Annotated in this window: 14 protein-coding genes; 2 read left to right on the top strand and 12 right to left on the bottom strand. The window is 56.4% G+C overall.

Going from position 1 to position 15826, the window contains the following annotated elements:
* Positions 1-3 precede the first annotated feature (3 nt).
* The 3 genes from rhtC to pldA are packed head-to-tail and all read right to left on the bottom strand — an operon-like array spanning position 4 to position 3368.
* Positions 4-627, bottom strand: a complete 624-nt coding sequence (rhtC, locus tag K5Y32_RS21410) for a threonine export protein RhtC (protein WP_137384916.1) — start codon at positions 625-627, stop codon at positions 4-6.
* 12 nt (positions 628-639) lie between these two features.
* Complete coding sequence (gene recQ / locus K5Y32_RS21405; protein ID WP_222185720.1) at positions 640-2466, bottom strand: ATP-dependent DNA helicase RecQ; 1827 nt, start codon at positions 2464-2466, stop codon at positions 640-642.
* 23 nt (positions 2467-2489) lie between these two features.
* The gene (gene pldA / locus K5Y32_RS21400; RefSeq protein WP_222185719.1) at positions 2490-3368 is read right to left on the bottom strand and encodes a phospholipase A; all 879 of its coding nucleotides are present in this window, start codon (positions 3366-3368) and stop codon (positions 2490-2492) included.
* Between the two features lie 165 nt (positions 3369-3533).
* Here pldA and K5Y32_RS21395 point away from each other — a divergent pair, with 165 nt between their 5' ends.
* Both K5Y32_RS21395 and rarD read left to right on the top strand, forming a co-directional pair.
* A complete protein-coding gene (locus K5Y32_RS21395) occupies positions 3534-4004 on the top strand; it encodes a thioesterase family protein (protein ID WP_101763750.1) in 471 nt (156 codons plus the stop codon).
* 21 nt (positions 4005-4025) lie between these two features.
* Positions 4026-4925: an EamA family transporter RarD gene (rarD, locus tag K5Y32_RS21390; protein WP_222185734.1), complete on the top strand. Its 900-nt coding sequence runs from the start codon at positions 4026-4028 to the stop codon at positions 4923-4925.
* On the opposite strand, the gene K5Y32_RS21385 is transcribed toward rarD, so the two are convergent.
* From K5Y32_RS21385 to K5Y32_RS21345, 9 genes are all read right to left on the bottom strand, one after another.
* Positions 4896-5948, bottom strand: coding sequence for an AbrB family transcriptional regulator (locus K5Y32_RS21385; protein WP_222185718.1), 1053 nt, complete (start codon positions 5946-5948; stop codon positions 4896-4898). The two genes, rarD and K5Y32_RS21385, sit on opposite strands and share 30 nt — an antisense overlap.
* Positions 5949-6092: 144 nt before the next feature.
* Positions 6093-7046 carry a magnesium/cobalt transporter CorA gene (corA, locus tag K5Y32_RS21380; protein ID WP_008105777.1) on the bottom strand — a complete coding sequence of 318 codons (954 nt, stop codon included), beginning with the start codon at positions 7044-7046 and terminating at the stop codon, positions 6093-6095.
* A 310-nt stretch (positions 7047-7356) separates the two neighbouring features.
* Positions 7357-9519, bottom strand: a complete 2163-nt coding sequence (gene uvrD / locus K5Y32_RS21375) for a DNA helicase II (RefSeq protein ID WP_222185717.1) — start codon at positions 9517-9519, stop codon at positions 7357-7359.
* Positions 9520-9595: 76 nt separating this feature from the next.
* On the bottom strand, positions 9596-10312 hold the full coding sequence (gene yigB / locus K5Y32_RS21370) for a 5-amino-6-(5-phospho-D-ribitylamino)uracil phosphatase YigB (RefSeq protein WP_222185716.1): 717 nt from the start codon (positions 10310-10312) through the stop codon (positions 9596-9598).
* A complete protein-coding gene (xerC, locus tag K5Y32_RS21365; RefSeq protein ID WP_222185715.1) occupies positions 10312-11220 on the bottom strand; it encodes a tyrosine recombinase XerC in 909 nt (302 codons plus the stop codon). The genes yigB and xerC overlap by 1 nt, the downstream gene beginning before the upstream one ends.
* Entirely contained in the window at positions 11217-11921 is a 705-nt protein-coding gene (locus tag K5Y32_RS21360; RefSeq protein WP_222185714.1) for a DUF484 domain-containing protein, read from the bottom strand. Before K5Y32_RS21360 ends, xerC begins: the two co-directional genes overlap by 4 nt.
* Positions 11918-12742: a diaminopimelate epimerase gene (dapF, locus tag K5Y32_RS21355; protein ID WP_110867946.1), complete on the bottom strand. Its 825-nt coding sequence runs from the start codon at positions 12740-12742 to the stop codon at positions 11918-11920. The genes K5Y32_RS21360 and dapF overlap by 4 nt, the downstream gene beginning before the upstream one ends.
* Positions 12743-12771: 29 nt before the next feature.
* Entirely contained in the window at positions 12772-12975 is a 204-nt protein-coding gene (locus K5Y32_RS21350; protein ID WP_101763757.1) for a lipoprotein, read from the bottom strand.
* A 134-nt stretch (positions 12976-13109) separates the two neighbouring features.
* Positions 13110-15671, bottom strand: coding sequence for a class I adenylate cyclase (locus tag K5Y32_RS21345; protein ID WP_101763758.1), 2562 nt, complete (start codon positions 15669-15671; stop codon positions 13110-13112).
* Between the last annotated feature and the right edge of the window lie 155 nt (positions 15672-15826).

The raw sequence follows: 15826 nt of genomic DNA, 5'->3' as shown, positions 1-15826 counted from the left end.
GGTTTATCTCGAAATAATTAAATGAATGCCAAAACCGGCGAACAACACGCCCGCCATACCATCCACCCACTTCGCCATTCGCTGATACTTATCACGCATCCACGGCATAGCGAAAATCGCCGCCACCAGCGTAAACCACGCGAACGTCTCTCCGATAATCAGCAGGAACAACCCCCAGCGCTCCATCGCGCCAACGTCGTTGCCAACAAACAATGAGAATACGCTACCGAAGTAGATGATCGCTTTTGGGTTCGACAGGTTAGTGAGGAAACCTTTCAGGAAACTCATGCCCTTTTTCGGCAGCTCAACCACCGGCGCTTGCGATTGTGGCTGCTTGTGACGTTGACGCGCTGAGCGCATCAGCTGCCAGCCCATCCACAGCAGATACAATCCGCCGCCGACCATAATGATTTCATGCAGCCAGGCCATTTTTTCCAGGATCAGATGCAGGCCCATCAGCGCCACTCCGGCCCAGATTACAATACCCAGCGTAATGCCCAGAACGCCCATCATCGCCTCTTTGCGCGAGCGGCTGGCCGCCGTTTGCGACACAAAGAAGAAGTCCGGGCCGGGACTCATCAGCGCAACCAGATGCACCAGCGCGACGGTGGCGAATAACATCAGCATGAATTTTTTCCTTTAACCTTCATCAACATGTTCTTTGATCATCACCAGGAACGGCTTACCAAAACGCTCCAGTTTGCGATGACCGACGCCGTTCACGCTGAGCATTTCTGACGCGCTAATCGGCATTTGTTCTGCCATTTCAATCAGCGTGGCATCGTTAAACACCACGTACGGCGGAATATTCTCTTCATCAGCAATTGCTTTGCGCAGCTTACGCAGCTTGGCAAACAGCTGGCGATCATAATTGCCGCTGTGTACTTTCGGCGAACTGCCGCCGCGCGTTTTCACCGTCACAATACGCGGTACTGCCAGCATCAGCGGCACTTCGGCACGTAACACCGGACGCGCCGCTTCGGTGAGTTGCAGCGCCGAATGCATGGCGATGTTTTGCGTCACCATCCCGAGGTGGATCAGCTGACGCAGCACGCTGATCCAGTGTTCGTGGCTGTGCTCGCGGCCTAAGCCGTACACCGGCAGTTTGTCGTGGCCGTTGTCGCGAATGCGCTGATTACTGGCGCCGCGCAAAACTTCAACAATATAGCCCATCCCAAAGCGCTGCCCGGTACGATAGATGCTCGATAGCGCCTTTTGCGCCTCCAGCAAACCGTCGTAGCGACGCGGCGGATCGAGGCAGATATCGCAGTTATCGCACTGCTGCTGGCGACCTTCGCCGAAATAGTTCAGCAATACCAGACGACGACAGGTTTGCGCTTCAGCAAACGCGCCCATCGCGTTGAGTTTGTGGCGTTCTATATCCTGCAACGGGCCGGGCACTTTCTCTTCCAGACATTTACGCAGCCACGCCATGTCGGCCGGATCGTAAAGCATCATCGCTTCGGCAGGCAGACCATCGCGCCCGGCGCGGCCGGTTTCCTGATAATAGGATTCGATGTTGCGCGGAATATCGAAGTGCACCACAAAGCGCACGTTGGGTTTGTTAATGCCCATCCCGAACGCCACGGTGGCGACCACGATTTGCAGATCGTCACGCTGAAAAGCTTCCTGCACGCTGGCACGCTGCGCGCTATCAATGCCGGCGTGATACGCGCCAACGCTCAAACCACGGCTCTGCAGGCGCGCGGCGGTGTCTTCTACTTTGGCGCGGCTGTTACAGTAAATGATGCCGCTTTTGCCGCGCTGATCCTGCACATAACGCAGTAGCTGCTCGGTGGGTTTGAATTTCTCCACCAGCGTGTAGCGAATATTGGGGCGGTCAAAGCTGCTGATTTGAATCAGCGGATCGTCCATCTGCAGCAGATGGACGATATCGTTACGCGTGGTTTCATCTGCGGTGGCGGTCAATGCCATGACCGGCAAATCAGGGAAGTGCTGACGCAGCTGGCCGATCGAGCCATATTCCGGACGGAAATCGTGGCCCCACTGCGAAATACAGTGCGCTTCATCCACCGCCAGCATCACCGGATTCCACTGGTGCAGGCTGTCGAGGAAATTGTCCATCATCAGACGTTCAGGCGCGATGTACAGCAGCTTGAGCTTGCCGGTACGACAATCCGCAAACACCTGCTGCTGCTGCTCACGCGTCTGCGTCGAGTTGAGGCACGCTGCAGCCACGCCGTTGGCCAGCAGCTGATCGACCTGATCTTTCATCAGTGAAATCAGCGGTGAAACCACCAGCGTCAGCCCTTCGCGCACCAGCGCCGGGATTTGATAGCACAGCGATTTGCCGCCGCCGGTCGGCATCACCACCAGACAATCGCGTCCTGACAGGGCGGTTTCGATGATGTTTTGCTGACCTGGGCGGAACTGCTGATAGCCGAAGGTATCTTGTAATACCTGCTGCGCCAGCATTTCCTGATTAAGCACTGCCGATGTTGCCACGGTAATCCTGTCTTTGTTGCGGGTTAGAACAGATCGTTGAGCGTCACGCCCACGCCAAAGCGCGTCTGGCGATGGTTATAGTCAATCAATGATTCACCATAACCGCTGAAGACCTGCGTGTAAAAGCGCACGTGTTCAGAGATCGGGTAGCTCCAGGCGAAGGTTGCACCGCCAAAGCCGCTGTTCCAGTTGTAGTTACCTTCCACGCTGAAAATGTTCTCGCCCATCATGTAGCCGAGCTTGGCGCGGTAGTAACCCATGTATTTGGTGATGTCCGGGTTATCGTCATTGCTTTCACTTTCAGGCAGACGATACCAGGGTTTGATCTCTGCGAGCAGATTGCCGTTCTGCGCCATGAAGCGCGCGTAAACGCGGTTCCAGCTGCGTGATGTCGGCTCGCTGCGGCCGTTCGACTGATGCACTAAGCCGGTTTCCACATCGCGTAAGGTCCAGCCTGCGAAGGTGTAATCGGTGGCCCAGCCGAGGAAAATTTGTGGCTCATAATCGGTTTCACGGAACGGTGATGACGCACCACGGTTCGAGAGCTGCCACCACGAGCGCTGAGTATAAGACGCCGCCAGCACCGAGTTATCGCCTAAAATGCCGCGCCACAGCGGAAACGCCAGGCTGAGCTGGAATTTTACTTCATCATTTTTAGCTTTGTCTGCCCAGTTGTACGAAGAGATCGCCTCTTTGTTCATGTCGGTGGTGTAGGTGTAGAGCAGATAGTTGTTTTCGTAAGGATAGAGCACGAACGGGTTATCGTGTTTCTCCAGCAGGTTAGCGATAATGCTGCCCTTCACTGCCGGTGCATCATGAACCTCTTTTATCGTGGCTTCTTCAGCCTGCACCAGGCCAGGAAGGATCAGCGCCGCGGCCAGCAAGGCGTAATGCTTACGCATAGAATTCTCCAGAGAACTGCGTGTCGTAATCGTCAAGTGACGGTTCAAAAAGCAGGCCATTCTACACGCAAAACCTGCGGTTGATCAGCGCCGATTTCCGAAACTGGAAAGCGGCTCGAACGCGGCATAATATACACAACTCGTTAACATTTTAAGGCAGGCATTATGTCATCCCCGTTGCTGACACAGCAGGAAGCGCGTCGTCTGATTGGCGAAATCTTTGTTTATCACATGCCCTTCAATCAGGCGCTCGGATTAGAGCTGGATCGACTGGAAGCGGATTACGCCGAACTCGGCTTCGCCAATAAAACCATGCTGGTCGGCAACGCGGCGCAGCAGATTCTGCACGGCGGCGTGATCGCTTCAGTGCTCGATGTCGCGGCCGGGCTGGTGTGTGTCAGCTATGCGCTGACGCGTCAGGAGAGCATTACCGAGGAAGAGCTGCGTCAGCGCCTGTCGCGCATGGGCACCATCGATATGCGCGTGGATTATCTGCGCCCTGGCCGTGGCGAGCGCTTTGTCGCCACCAGCAGCCTGCTGCGCGGCGGCAACAAAGTCGCCGTGGCGCGCGTGGAGTTACATAACCAGCAAGGCGATTACATCGCTACCGCTACCGCGACTTACATGATTGGCTAATCGCCAGCTCTGGATGTGATGATGGATACGCAACAAACTCGCCAGGGTATTGGCTACGCGCTCGGCGCTTACTTCATTTGGGGCATTGCGCCCGCCTACTTCAAGCTGGTCAAAGAGGTGCCTGCCACCGAGATCATGACGCATCGCGTGATTTGGTCCGCGCTATTTATGCTACTGCTGATCACCTTGACGCGTAGCTGGACCCAGGTGCGCAGCGTGCTGGCTCAGCCGAAAAAAGTGCTGCTGCTAGCGCTGACCGCCGTCACCATTGGCGGCAACTGGCTGCTGTTTATCTGGGCAGTGAACAATCAGCACATGCTGGAAGCCAGCCTCGGCTACTTTATCAACCCGCTGATTAATGTGGTGTTTGGCATGCTGTTCCTGCGCGAACGCTTCCGCCGCTTGCAGTGGCTGGCGGTACTGCTGGCGACCACCGGCGTGCTGGTGCAGCTGTGGCAGTTTGGATCGCTGCCGATTATCGGCCTTGGCCTGGCGTTGAGTTTTGCTTTGTACGGTTTGGTGCGCAAAAAAATTCAGGTCGATGCGCAAAGTGGCATGTTGATCGAAACGCTGTGGCTATTCCCGCTGGCGGCGATTTACCTGTTTGGTTTTGCCGATAGCGCCACCAGCCATCTCAGCGCCAACGCCATGAGCCTCAATCTCAAGCTGGTCGCGGCGGGCATTATCACCACCATTCCGCTGATGTTTTTTGCTGCCGCCTGCGCGCGTCTGCGCTTATCGACCGTCGGCTTCTTCCAGTATCTGGGCCCAACGCTGATGTTCCTGCTGGCGGTGCTGTTCTACGGCGAGAGCCTGACGCCGGATAAAATGGTGACCTTCGGCTTTATCTGGCTGGCGCTCGCCGTGTTCATTATTGATGCAGTCGCATTCTCAGCTCGGGCGCGCATGCGCGTAGCGTGAAATAAAGCGCGCCAGCGCCGGGCCGGTAAGCAGAATGGTGAACAGACGCAGCGTCTGCAGCGCCATGACAAAGGCCATATCGACCCGCGTGCCGGCCGCAATAATCGCCACGGTATCCAGCCCGCCCGGGCTGGTTGCCAGATAGGCGGTCATGAGATCGACGTGCAGCACGCGCGTCAGCATCCAGGCTAATCCGCCGCACAACAGCATCAAGCCGAAAATCGACAGCAACATTTGCGGCAGCGTTCGCAGCGCAAGCTTGAAAATCGGCCGTGTGAAACGCAATCCCACGCTCCAGCCAATCAACGCATAAGCCAGCGCCAGCAACCATTCCGGTACCTGCAAGATCGCCACATCCGTGCCGTGCAACACCGCACCAATCAACGCAGGCAGCAACAAAGCGCCGGAAGGAATGCGCAGCTTCTGGCCGAGCCACGCGCCAGCGACCATCACCAGCAGCGTCAGCAGAAAGCTGCTGTGCAGCGCGGGAAACCACACCAGTTCTGCCGCACCGCCGTGGGTGCCGAGGCCAATGCGTGCCACCACGGCCGCAGCGGTGGCGACAAACAACACGCGCAGATACTGCATAAACGCCACCAGCCGCACATCCGCCCCGAAATCACCGGCCATCGCCACCATCGCCGAAGCGCCGCCGGGCGACGATCCCCATGCGCCGGTTGGGCCGGGCAAACTACTGAAGCGTACCAGCAGAAAACCGGACAGGCCGCTGGCCGCCAACGTCAGCACCAGCACCGCCAACACCACCGGCCAATCCTGAATCAGCGGTGTGAGAATGCCCGGCGATAAGCTCTGGCCAATCATGCAACCGAGCACCGCTTGAGCCAGTACGAAGAAACGTTTGTCGATGCGAACAGTTGCGCCGGACAAGCCCATAAAGGTGCCGACGATCATCGGCCCAAGCAGCAGCGCCGCAGGAAGGTGGAACAGCTGGAGGATAATCCCCAGCATTAACGAAGCAATCAGCAGCAGTGTCCACTGAAGTCGCAATGAGAAGCGCGCCATAAGAGAGAATCAGATAGTGAGCAGAGCCAACAGGTTACGCAGAAAAGTGAAGTTAATCTACCAGGTCGCCATAAATGGCGACCCTACGTTTGCAGCAGCGATTCTGTAGGGTCGTCATTCATGACGACCTGGACTTGAGGCAGGTTAAAGCCAGTTCTTGCGTTTGAAATAGAGGTACGGCGCCAACCCGGCGAGGATCATCAGGCTAATCGCGCCCGGATAACCAAAGCTCCATTTCAATTCCGGCATAAACTCGAAGTTCATGCCGTAGCTGGATGCCACCAGCGTTGGCGGCAGGAATACCACCGAAACCACCGAGAAGATCTTGATGATGCGGTTCTGCTCGATGTTGATGAAGCCCATCGCCGCCTGCATCAGGAAGTTGACCTTCTGGAACAGCGATTCGTTGTGCGGCAGCAGCGATTCGATATCGCGCAGGATTTCACGCGCCTGCTCCAGCTGGTTGCCCGGCAGACGCGCTTTGCGCACCAGGAAGTTGAGGGCGCGCTGGGTATCCATCAGACACAAACGTACTTTCCAGCCGATATCTTCCAGCTCCGCCAGACGTGACAACGCCTGATCGTACTCTTCGCCCTGCTGGCCTTCCATGATCACGCGGCTGAGTTTCTCCAGCGCGCTATAGATGTTCTCGATCTCATCCGCCAGCTGTTCGATTTTGGTTTCAAACAAATCCAGCAGCAGCTCATAGGCGTTGCCATCGGTCAGCATCTGGTTGCGCGCACGCATGCGATAGAGACGGAAAGCCGGCAGTTCGCGTTCGCGCAGCGTATACAGGCGATCTTCGCGGATGGTGAATGCCACAGTGGAGTTGCCAGCGTGGTCTTCGGCATCTTCAAAGAAGAAGAAGGAGTGAATGTGCAGGCCGTCTTCGTCTTCGAAGAAACGCGCCGAGGCTTCGATGTCTTCCAGCTCCGGACGCGTTGCCAGGCTCTGGCCGAGCTCGCATTGCACGCGATCGCGTTCGCTGTCGTCAGGTTCGATCAGATCAACCCAAACAGACGTGTTGAGTTTGTCGTTATCTTCTTCCAGCTCGATGCGCGTCAGGCGATTACGATCGAGTTTAAATGCGCTCAGCATAGCAATAACTCCCCATTTTTTCGGAATGGGACAAGGCGGTGACCACGGTAAATTACGGGCACGGCGAAGCCTGAACACGGAAACTTTCGCTTCAAGGGTAAATCAGTGCTAACTCACGCGACGAGAGTAAAAAAGGGAGGTCGCTGTTAACCGCTAAGGCTACCAGCTAAAAGAGGTAACCTTAGGAGTTCCTGTTAAACAGGTGATTGAGCCAGCATCGACTGGGCGCGTCCAAGGCATTGTCCTCTCATGATAATAGTGCGCGCATGTTACGCTGAGACGAAAAAGTCGTCAAGGTAGCGCAACCGCGCTACACCGTTTCCAGACGGGCGTAAGCCGCCACCAGCCACTTGATGCCCTGGCCCTGAAACGCCACTTGCAAACGGCTGTGTTCACCGCTGCCTTCGAGGTTGATGATGGTGCCCTCGCCGAACTTGGCATGGCGCACGCGCTGGCCGAGCGTAAAGCCGCTGTCATTTTGCGCGATGGGCGTGCCCATGCGCTGATGGCTCACCGGACGGCTGACGCTGGCGCGCAAACGCACCTCTTCCACGCACTCTTCCGGCAGCTCGCCGATGAAGCGTGATGGACGGTGATACACTTCCTTACCATAAAGACGACGGCTTTCGGCATAGGTGAGCGTCAGCTTGACCATGGCACGTGTCACGCCAACGTAAGCCAGACGGCGCTCCTCTTCCAGACGACCGCCTTCATCCAGCGACATCTGGCTCGGGAACATGCCCTCTTCCATGCCAACGATAAATACCTGGCTAAACTCCAGCCCTTTCGCCGAGTGCATGGTCATCAGCTGCACCGCATCCTGCCATTTGTCGGCCTGGCCTTCACCCGCTTCCAGCGCCGCATGTGACAGGAACGCCTGCAGCGGCATCAGATCTTCGTCTTCGTCCTGATAGCTGAACTGGCGCGTTGCCGTGACCAGTTCCTCAAGGTTTTCAATACGCGCTTGGCCTTTCTCGCCCTTCTCCTGCTCGTACATCACCCATAAACCGGAGTCTTTAATCACGCGATCGGTTTGCACATGCAGCGGCATCTCGGCGGTTTCGCTGGCCAGTGAATCGACCAACTCGCAGAAGCGTTGTAACGCCGAGGCGGCGCGTCCGGCTAAGGCTTTGTTATGCAACAGCTCGCGCGTAGCCTGCCACAAGGTGAGTTGCTGATCGCGCGCGGTCTGGCGCACCACATCGAGGGTACGATCGCCGACGCCGCGCACCGGCGTGTTCACCACACGCTCAAAGGCTGCATCGTCGTTGCGATTGGCCATCAAACGCAGATAGGCCAGCGCATCTTTAATCTCCTGACGCTCGAAGAAGCGCATGCCGCCATAAATGCGATACGGCATGCTGCCTTGCAGTAGCGCCTCTTCCAGCACGCGCGATTGGGCGTTGCTGCGGTAGAGAATGGCGCAATCCTGCAGCGCATTGCCGTTTTCATGCCAGCTTTTGATGCGATTGACCACAAAGCGCGCTTCATCCAGCTCGTTGAACGCGCAGTAGAGCGAGATCTTTTCGCCATCGCTGCCGTCGGTCCACAGCTCTTTACCGAGGCGGCCATTGTTGTTGGCGATCAGCGTGTTAGCGGCTTTCAGAATGTTGTTGGTCGAGCGATAGTTCTGCTCCAGGCGAATGGTTTCCGCACCGGGGAAATCTTGCAGGAAGCGCTGGATGTTTTCTACCTGCGCACCGCGCCAGCCGTAAATCGACTGATCGTCATCGCCGACGATAATCACGCGGCCGCTATCACCCGCCAGCATGCGAATCCACGCGTACTGAATGTTGTTGGTATCCTGGAACTCATCCACCAGCACGTTGCTGAAACGCTCGCGGTAATGGTTCAGGATATGCGGCTTGTTCAGCCAGAGTTCGTGGGCGCGCAGCAGCAGCTCGGCGAAATCCACTAAACCGGCGCGATCGCAGGCTTCCTGATACGCCTGATAGATGCGCAGCCAGGTTTGTTCAACCGGATTGCCGTAGCTTTCGATGTGTTTTGGCCGCAGGCCTTCATCTTTTTTGCCGTTGATGTACCACATGCCCTGGCGCGCAGGCCACTGTTTCTCATCAAGGTTCATCGCTTTGATCAGGCGCTTCAACAGACGCAGCTGATCGTCGCTGTCGAGGATCTGGAAATCCTGCGGCAAACCGGCATCAAGGTGATGCGCGCGCAGTAAACGGTGCGCCAGGCCGTGGAAAGTACCAATCCACATGCCGCCCTGGCTGGTGCCGATCAGCTGATCGATACGATGGCGCATTTCCGCCGCCGCTTTGTTGGTGAAGGTCACCGCCATAATCGAATACGGCGAGCAGTTCTCTACCGACAGCAGCCAGGCGATGCGATGCACCAGCACACGGGTTTTGCCACTGCCTGCTCCGGCCAGCACCAGCAGGTTGCTGCGCGGTGCGGCGACCGCCTCGCGCTGTTTGTCATTCAAGCCGTCAAGCAGATCAGAAACGTCCATAAGCACCGTTCGCGAAAGAAAATGAACTCAAATCCACACTGCTGCGGATAGAGCTGTATATATTTACATGTGTGGATTATAGCAGCGAGGTCAGAGATGCCAACCGATCAATTTCAACATGCGGCAGCAAACGCGCATCGTCAATCTTCATCAGATTGCCTTCACGTAGATTGATCCAGCAGGCTTGCATGCCGGCACGCAGCGAACCGGCAACATCAGTGGTGAGATCGTCGCCGACGTGCAGAATGTGCTGCGGCGCAATGCTCAAACGCTCAGCGGCCAGATGATACATATCCTGCCACGGCTTGGCACGACCGTGCGGACCGGCACGCAGCGCGAACTGGAAGTAATGATTAATACCGAGCTTTTCCGGGCAGGCATTGCCGTTAGTGATCGCCACCAGCGGCACGCGCTCGCCGAGCCACGTCAGCGTTTGATGCGTCTCTTCCGGCATCGTCACTTCGCTGCGCCATTGATGAAACACGCTCATCACCTCGCTGGCACCAGCGGTGGCTTCCGCTTTGGATAAGCCGACATTGAGCAGCGCCAGCTCCACCGAGCGGCGACGCCATTCAGACACGTCGTGATAAATTTCCGGCTCGCGCGCCAGCAACTCATTGCGCAGCGTCTGATAATCCGCCGGGGTGAATTCACGCAGCGCCGGATGATACGCCTGCAGCGCAGCGTGCGATTCGGCAGTGGTTTTGCGAATGACGGGATGGTTGTCATACAGCGTGTCGTCGAGATCAAAGGTGATTGCTTTGATTGGGCCGAGCGGACGATAAAACTTCATTAAGACTTTCCTCGTTTGGCACGCGGATGGGCCGCATCGTAAACCGTCGCCAGATGCTGGAAATCCAGATGGGTGTAGATTTGCGTGGTCGCCAGATTGGCGTGACCGAGCAGTTCCTGTACCGCGCGCAGATCGCCGCTCGATTCCAGCAAATGCGTGGCAAAAGAGTGGCGCAGTTTATGCGGATGAATATGGCTGGCAACGCCTTGCTTGATGCCCCATTCGGCAAAACGCTTCTGCACGTTGCGCGTCGAAATCCGGCTGCCGCGGCTGGAGACAAACACCGCATCATCCTGCGGCGCAAAGCTAGCACGCAGCGGTAACCAGTGCTGAATCCAGGTAACCGCCGTGCCGCCAATCGGTACGCGGCGCTCTTTGCTGCCTTTACCCAGCACCCGCACTTCACCGGCCTCCAAATCCATGTGGCGACAATCCATATTCACCAGCTCAGAGAGACGCAAGCCGCCGCCGTACATGGTTTCCAGCATCGCGCGGTCGCGTACCGCCAGCGGATCGTTGAGATCGATCTCCAGCAGTTGGTTAACTTCGTCGACATCCATGTTTTTCGGCAGATGGCGCGCATTACGCGGCGTGGCGATGCCTTTGGCGGGATTGGCGCTCAACATGCCCTGATGCACTTGCCAGTCGAGAAAACTGCGCAGCGCCGACATGCGCAGTGCCAGACTGCTGGCGCCTAAACCGCCACGGCGGCTGCGTGCCGCCAGGCTGCGCACCTGCGCCGGTTCCAGCTGCGACCAGCTCGTCAGCTTCATTTCATCGGCCATTGCCATAATCGCCTGCAATTGCCGTTGGTAATTCTTTTGCGTCAGCGGACTGAGCTGGCGTTCGACCTTGAGATAACGCAGAAAGTCATCCACGGCCGGCAGCAGCGGACTGACGTTGCTCATGCGCGTTCAATCCAGCGTGACAGCAGATCCGGCAGCATTTGCGCCAGATGCTGCAGCAGCAGCGTGCCCATGCCCGCCTGATAATGCTGATTATCGCGGCTGGTGAACATTAATATGCCCAGCTCGCCGCGTTCGCCCATCAGCGACATCGCTACCGAGCCAATCGCTTTGGCCTGCGGCAACAGCAGTAGCAATTCCGGGCCGTTCAGGCTGCCGAGATAGTGATGTTCATTGCCGAAGCGCTGAATGCGCAGCGGTTCGAATGCCTGACGAGACAAGCCGAGCTGGGTGAAATCAGACGGCGCGCCGATGTGCCATTTGTCATTGAACACGCGCACGTGTGCGCCGGCCAGACCCAGTTCGCGCGCCCAGCGGTGCAGACGCGTTAGCATCTCTTGCAAGCTGCCGGCGGCGGCGAGATGACCTTGCAGCGCCAGCAGGCGATCAAACAGCTGATGGTTGGCGGTAGCCTGCTCCATCAGCAGCGTGATCTCCTCTTCTAACTGCTGGATGTGGTTGCGCTGCCGCGCCATATGCCACTCCACCAGCGAAACGCTGCCGCGTACCGGATGCGGCACCATCATCTGTTCAACCTGGCGCGCATTGCGAATAAAAAAATCGGGGTTTTGACGCAGAAATGCGCTTACCGATTGATCGTCCAGCAAAACCTCGCTTTCGGTTTGCTCTTCGACATTTTTCATAGATGAATAAACCCATCGTAGACGTGTGTGGCTGGACCGGTCATAAACAGCGGTTGCCCTTCCCCTTTCCAGGCAATGTGCAGCGTGCCGCCCGGCAAATCGACGCGGACATTTTCCGCCAGAATGCCCTGCTGAACACCGCAGGCGACCGCCGCGCAGGCGCCGCTGCCGCATGCCTGGGTTTCGCCTGCGCCACGTTCATACACGCGCAGACGGATGTGTTCACGATTGACCACTTCCATAAAGCCGACATTGACGCGCTCCGGGAATCGCTCGTGGCTTTCCAGCTCTGGGCCCAGCGTTTCCACCGGCGCGGTTTTCACGCTTTCTACCTGAATCACGCAGTGCGGATTGCCCATCGATACCGCACCAAACATCACGGTTTGCTCGGCCACACGCTGCAAATAAAGGTTCTCTGCTTTATTCGCGCGGAGCGGCACGCTCTGCGGTTCGAAGTTGGGTTGACCCATATTGACGCGCACCAGCTCATCATTGGTGACGCTGAGCACCATGCGGCCAGTTTGCGTGCTGACACGAATGTCGCTTTTATTGGTCAAACCTTTCAGACGCACAAAGCGGGCAAAGCAGCGTGCGCCGTTGCCGCACTGCGCGACTTCGCTGCCATCGGCGTTGAAAATGCGGTAATGGAAATCGAGATCCGGGTCGTAAGGCGGTTCAACGATCAGTAGCTGATCAAAACCGATCCCCAGATTTCTGTCCGCCAGGCGGCGAATCAGTTCCGGCGAAAAAAAGACGTTTTGCGTCACAGCATCCACAACCATAAAGTCGTTGCCGAGACCGTGCATTTTTGAGAACTGCATTTTCTGCTCCGCCGGATTACTCATTGAGTTTAGTTGGCCTGCGAACCAGGCTTGCTGGTGACCAAACCACCGACATCAGCATCCTGAGCCGCTTTTTGCTGCTGCGCGGTGACCTGCTGTTTCGGCTTGTTTGGCTGATCTTTCGGCGGGAAATACAGCGGTCCTTTTAGGCCACAGCCTACCAGGCTGACCAGTGCCAGCGCCATACCCAGCTGACTCATCACTCGTATCATTCTGTCTGCTCTTCTGTCCTAAAGCCATGGTTGCTTATCATCGCAGTTGACGTTGTAAAAGCAACAGGAAATAGCCGCATTTCCTGCGGCAGGTCAGAGTAACAGCGCATCCCGCCGCGCGAACGCGGGCGGGATCAATGCATTTGGTAGCGCGGCTGGAAGTCGCCGTTGTCGTTGTCAGGCTGGGTAGCGCAGAGCTGCGTCAGCGTTTGACTGCGGAAAGGGATCACCTGGAAACGTTCGCCAGTGTTCACAATCTGGTAGAACTGCGGCAGGTTAAAATTGATAAAGCTGGAGCCGTAAGTAAAACGGTCATGCGATGAGGAATAGAATCGACTCACGTCGCGCACCAGCTCTTCTTTACTGCCTTCGCAATGGTGATAAACCTCAACGCGATTGGTTTCGTCGAGGATATAGATGTTGAAGCCGCGATCGTCATTAGTATCTTCAAAGAAGAACTGAATGATGCCTTCGCTGGCGTAGCCGTTCACCACCGGTGGCAGCGGCGTCTGGTTCGATTCCACTTTAATCGACAAGCCATGCAGCTTGTTGTTAGAAATCGCGCCATAAAATTCCACGGCGTTTTCCAGCTTCTGCACCGACACGCTCATGCGTTCGAAGAATAAGCCCCAGGTTTGGCCCGCCATACGTAACGCTTTAAAGCGGCCCGGTTCCTGACGCGTGCTCGACAGACGCAGCTCAATGCATTCCGAAACCAGCTGCTGCACGCGAGTACGAATTAAACCGCGCAGATGCTGGCTGTAGCAGAATACTTCCACCGTGTCCGGCGGCGCAGCATCCTGATGCATTTTGCCAAGAATGGTTTTCAGCGCCTCAATCATCGCCTGCTCGCCATTGAAGTGCAGCGTACGCACTTCATTCCACGAGTTGCGATAGAGCAGATCGATGCTGCCAATCAGACATTGCTGCTGCTGACCGAAGCTGAACACATCCAGCTTACGGAAATCAAAATGCACCACCTGATTGCGGAATGCGGAGGTAGGATCGTGTTCCAGGTTAACGATAATCGCTAAGTGACGAATTTCGCACGGGCTGTAGAGCGCTTTCGGCGTCGGTGCTGGCACGCGCAGCGGGAAGTGGCTCGACACATCGTTAACCAGTTCCTGCAGACGCGGCAGATCGCACAGATCGTTGCCCTTCATATGCAGACGCGTTTTACTGGTCAGCAAACCGTTAAACCACGCCCACGCCACCAGCTTGTTCAGATAGCGATTATATTCCAGCGGCTGATGGCTGATGATGGAACTCATGTCCGGCGATTGGTTATACAGATACCAACCGGCGCGATTAGCGCGGCCCGCCGGGACATGAATAAAGGTAAGATTCTCTTCCGAGAGATCGGGCGAAATCTGCGGGTTCACTAAAGTGACTTTACCCGGCAGCGCCTCGAACGCGGCATACAGTTTACGCGTCAGCACGCCGATATCCTGCGGGCTGGCGCTGACGCTTAAATTGTTGCGACGCGCAAAGCGAATCAGGTTGCGATAGCTCTGCATCATCGCATCCAGCAGCTCGTTGTGCGCTTCGCGTACCCGTTCGATTTTCCACTGCGCGCGGTTATCCAGTACCGCTAACTTCTCTTCATCCCAGCCCCACTCTTTAACCAGCTGCGATAAGATCTCGCGCCGCCAGCCGGTGCGCTGATGATGGTGATCTTCGCTCGAGAGCTTTTCACACACTTTTAAATAGAAACATCGACGCACTAAATCGAGGCGCGCCATGTCATCAACGCTGGTGAGATAGCGCGTCACGCGCTCCAGCATCATGCAGTAAGGATCGAGACCGAAGGAAACAATTTCGCCGTCGTGCAGGCGCTGCTTGATGTCCATCGACAAGAGCTGCGTGTCGGGATATTCCCAGCTGTAGGCTTCCAGCAGCAGGGTTTTCAGCACCGCTTTATACGGCGAGTCGATACTTTTATACAGCTGCCACAAGCTGGCACCGAAATACTCTTCCGCTGACAGCGTGCCAAGGCCGCCGAGATCCAGCCACTCATTCGGCGTCAGTACGCCTTGTGAATAGAGCGACATGACGTAATCGTCGTAATGGTGCTCCTCTTCGCCAGGCACCATATTCCACAGGATGCGTTTACCCGCCATACGCACGGCGGTACGGTAGAACTCATCCAGCAGCAAAATATGTTGGGTAGAACCGCAGTCTTCACCGCCGAGGCTACCGCTTTCGTTATGGCGGAAACGGTTCTCGTCAATCAGGAAGAAGCTGACTTCCACACCCATCGACACACACCATTTCTGCAACAGCGTACACTTACGCTGCAGATTGAGGCGCTCTTCATTATCCAGCCACGATTGGTGGCATACCCAGATGTCGAGGTCGGAAATGCTGTTTTGCCCAACCGACGAGGTGCTGCCCATTGAGTAAATGCCGGTAATTGGACGTTCGCCCGCGACGGCGGCGGTGAGATCGAGCGGTTGTCCGCCCGCTAAGTTCTGCAGCAGCTGGAATTGATTTTCATCGGGCGTGTAAAGGCAGACGCCATGCGGAACGCTACCTTCGAGGTAGCCCGGCATCAGCGGATGATGGTAGTGCAATAATGTTGGCAGCAGACTGTAGACTTGCTGGAAAGCAGGCCCCATGGCAGCCAGTGCGCGATCTACACGCAGCTGGTTAATCGCATCCAGTCTCTGTTTCAGTGTCTCAATGTAGAGGTACAAGACGTTTCGCCTGATTGTCCCAGTGTTAAGCACCCTGTTTCCGCATTCTGCCGCTTAATAATAAAGATATCGGGCAAATAATTGCTGGAAACGTGATCAATCTAACACCCGGAGGATTGACCGTAAAGAAAGTTGCGCTACTTAACAGTTTAGCA

The organism is Pantoea sp. DY-15, assembly GCF_019795935.1.
Taxonomy (GTDB): Bacteria; Pseudomonadota; Gammaproteobacteria; order Enterobacterales; family Enterobacteriaceae; genus Pantoea; species Pantoea leporis.
This window is presented reverse-complemented; position numbering and strand designations above follow the sequence as displayed.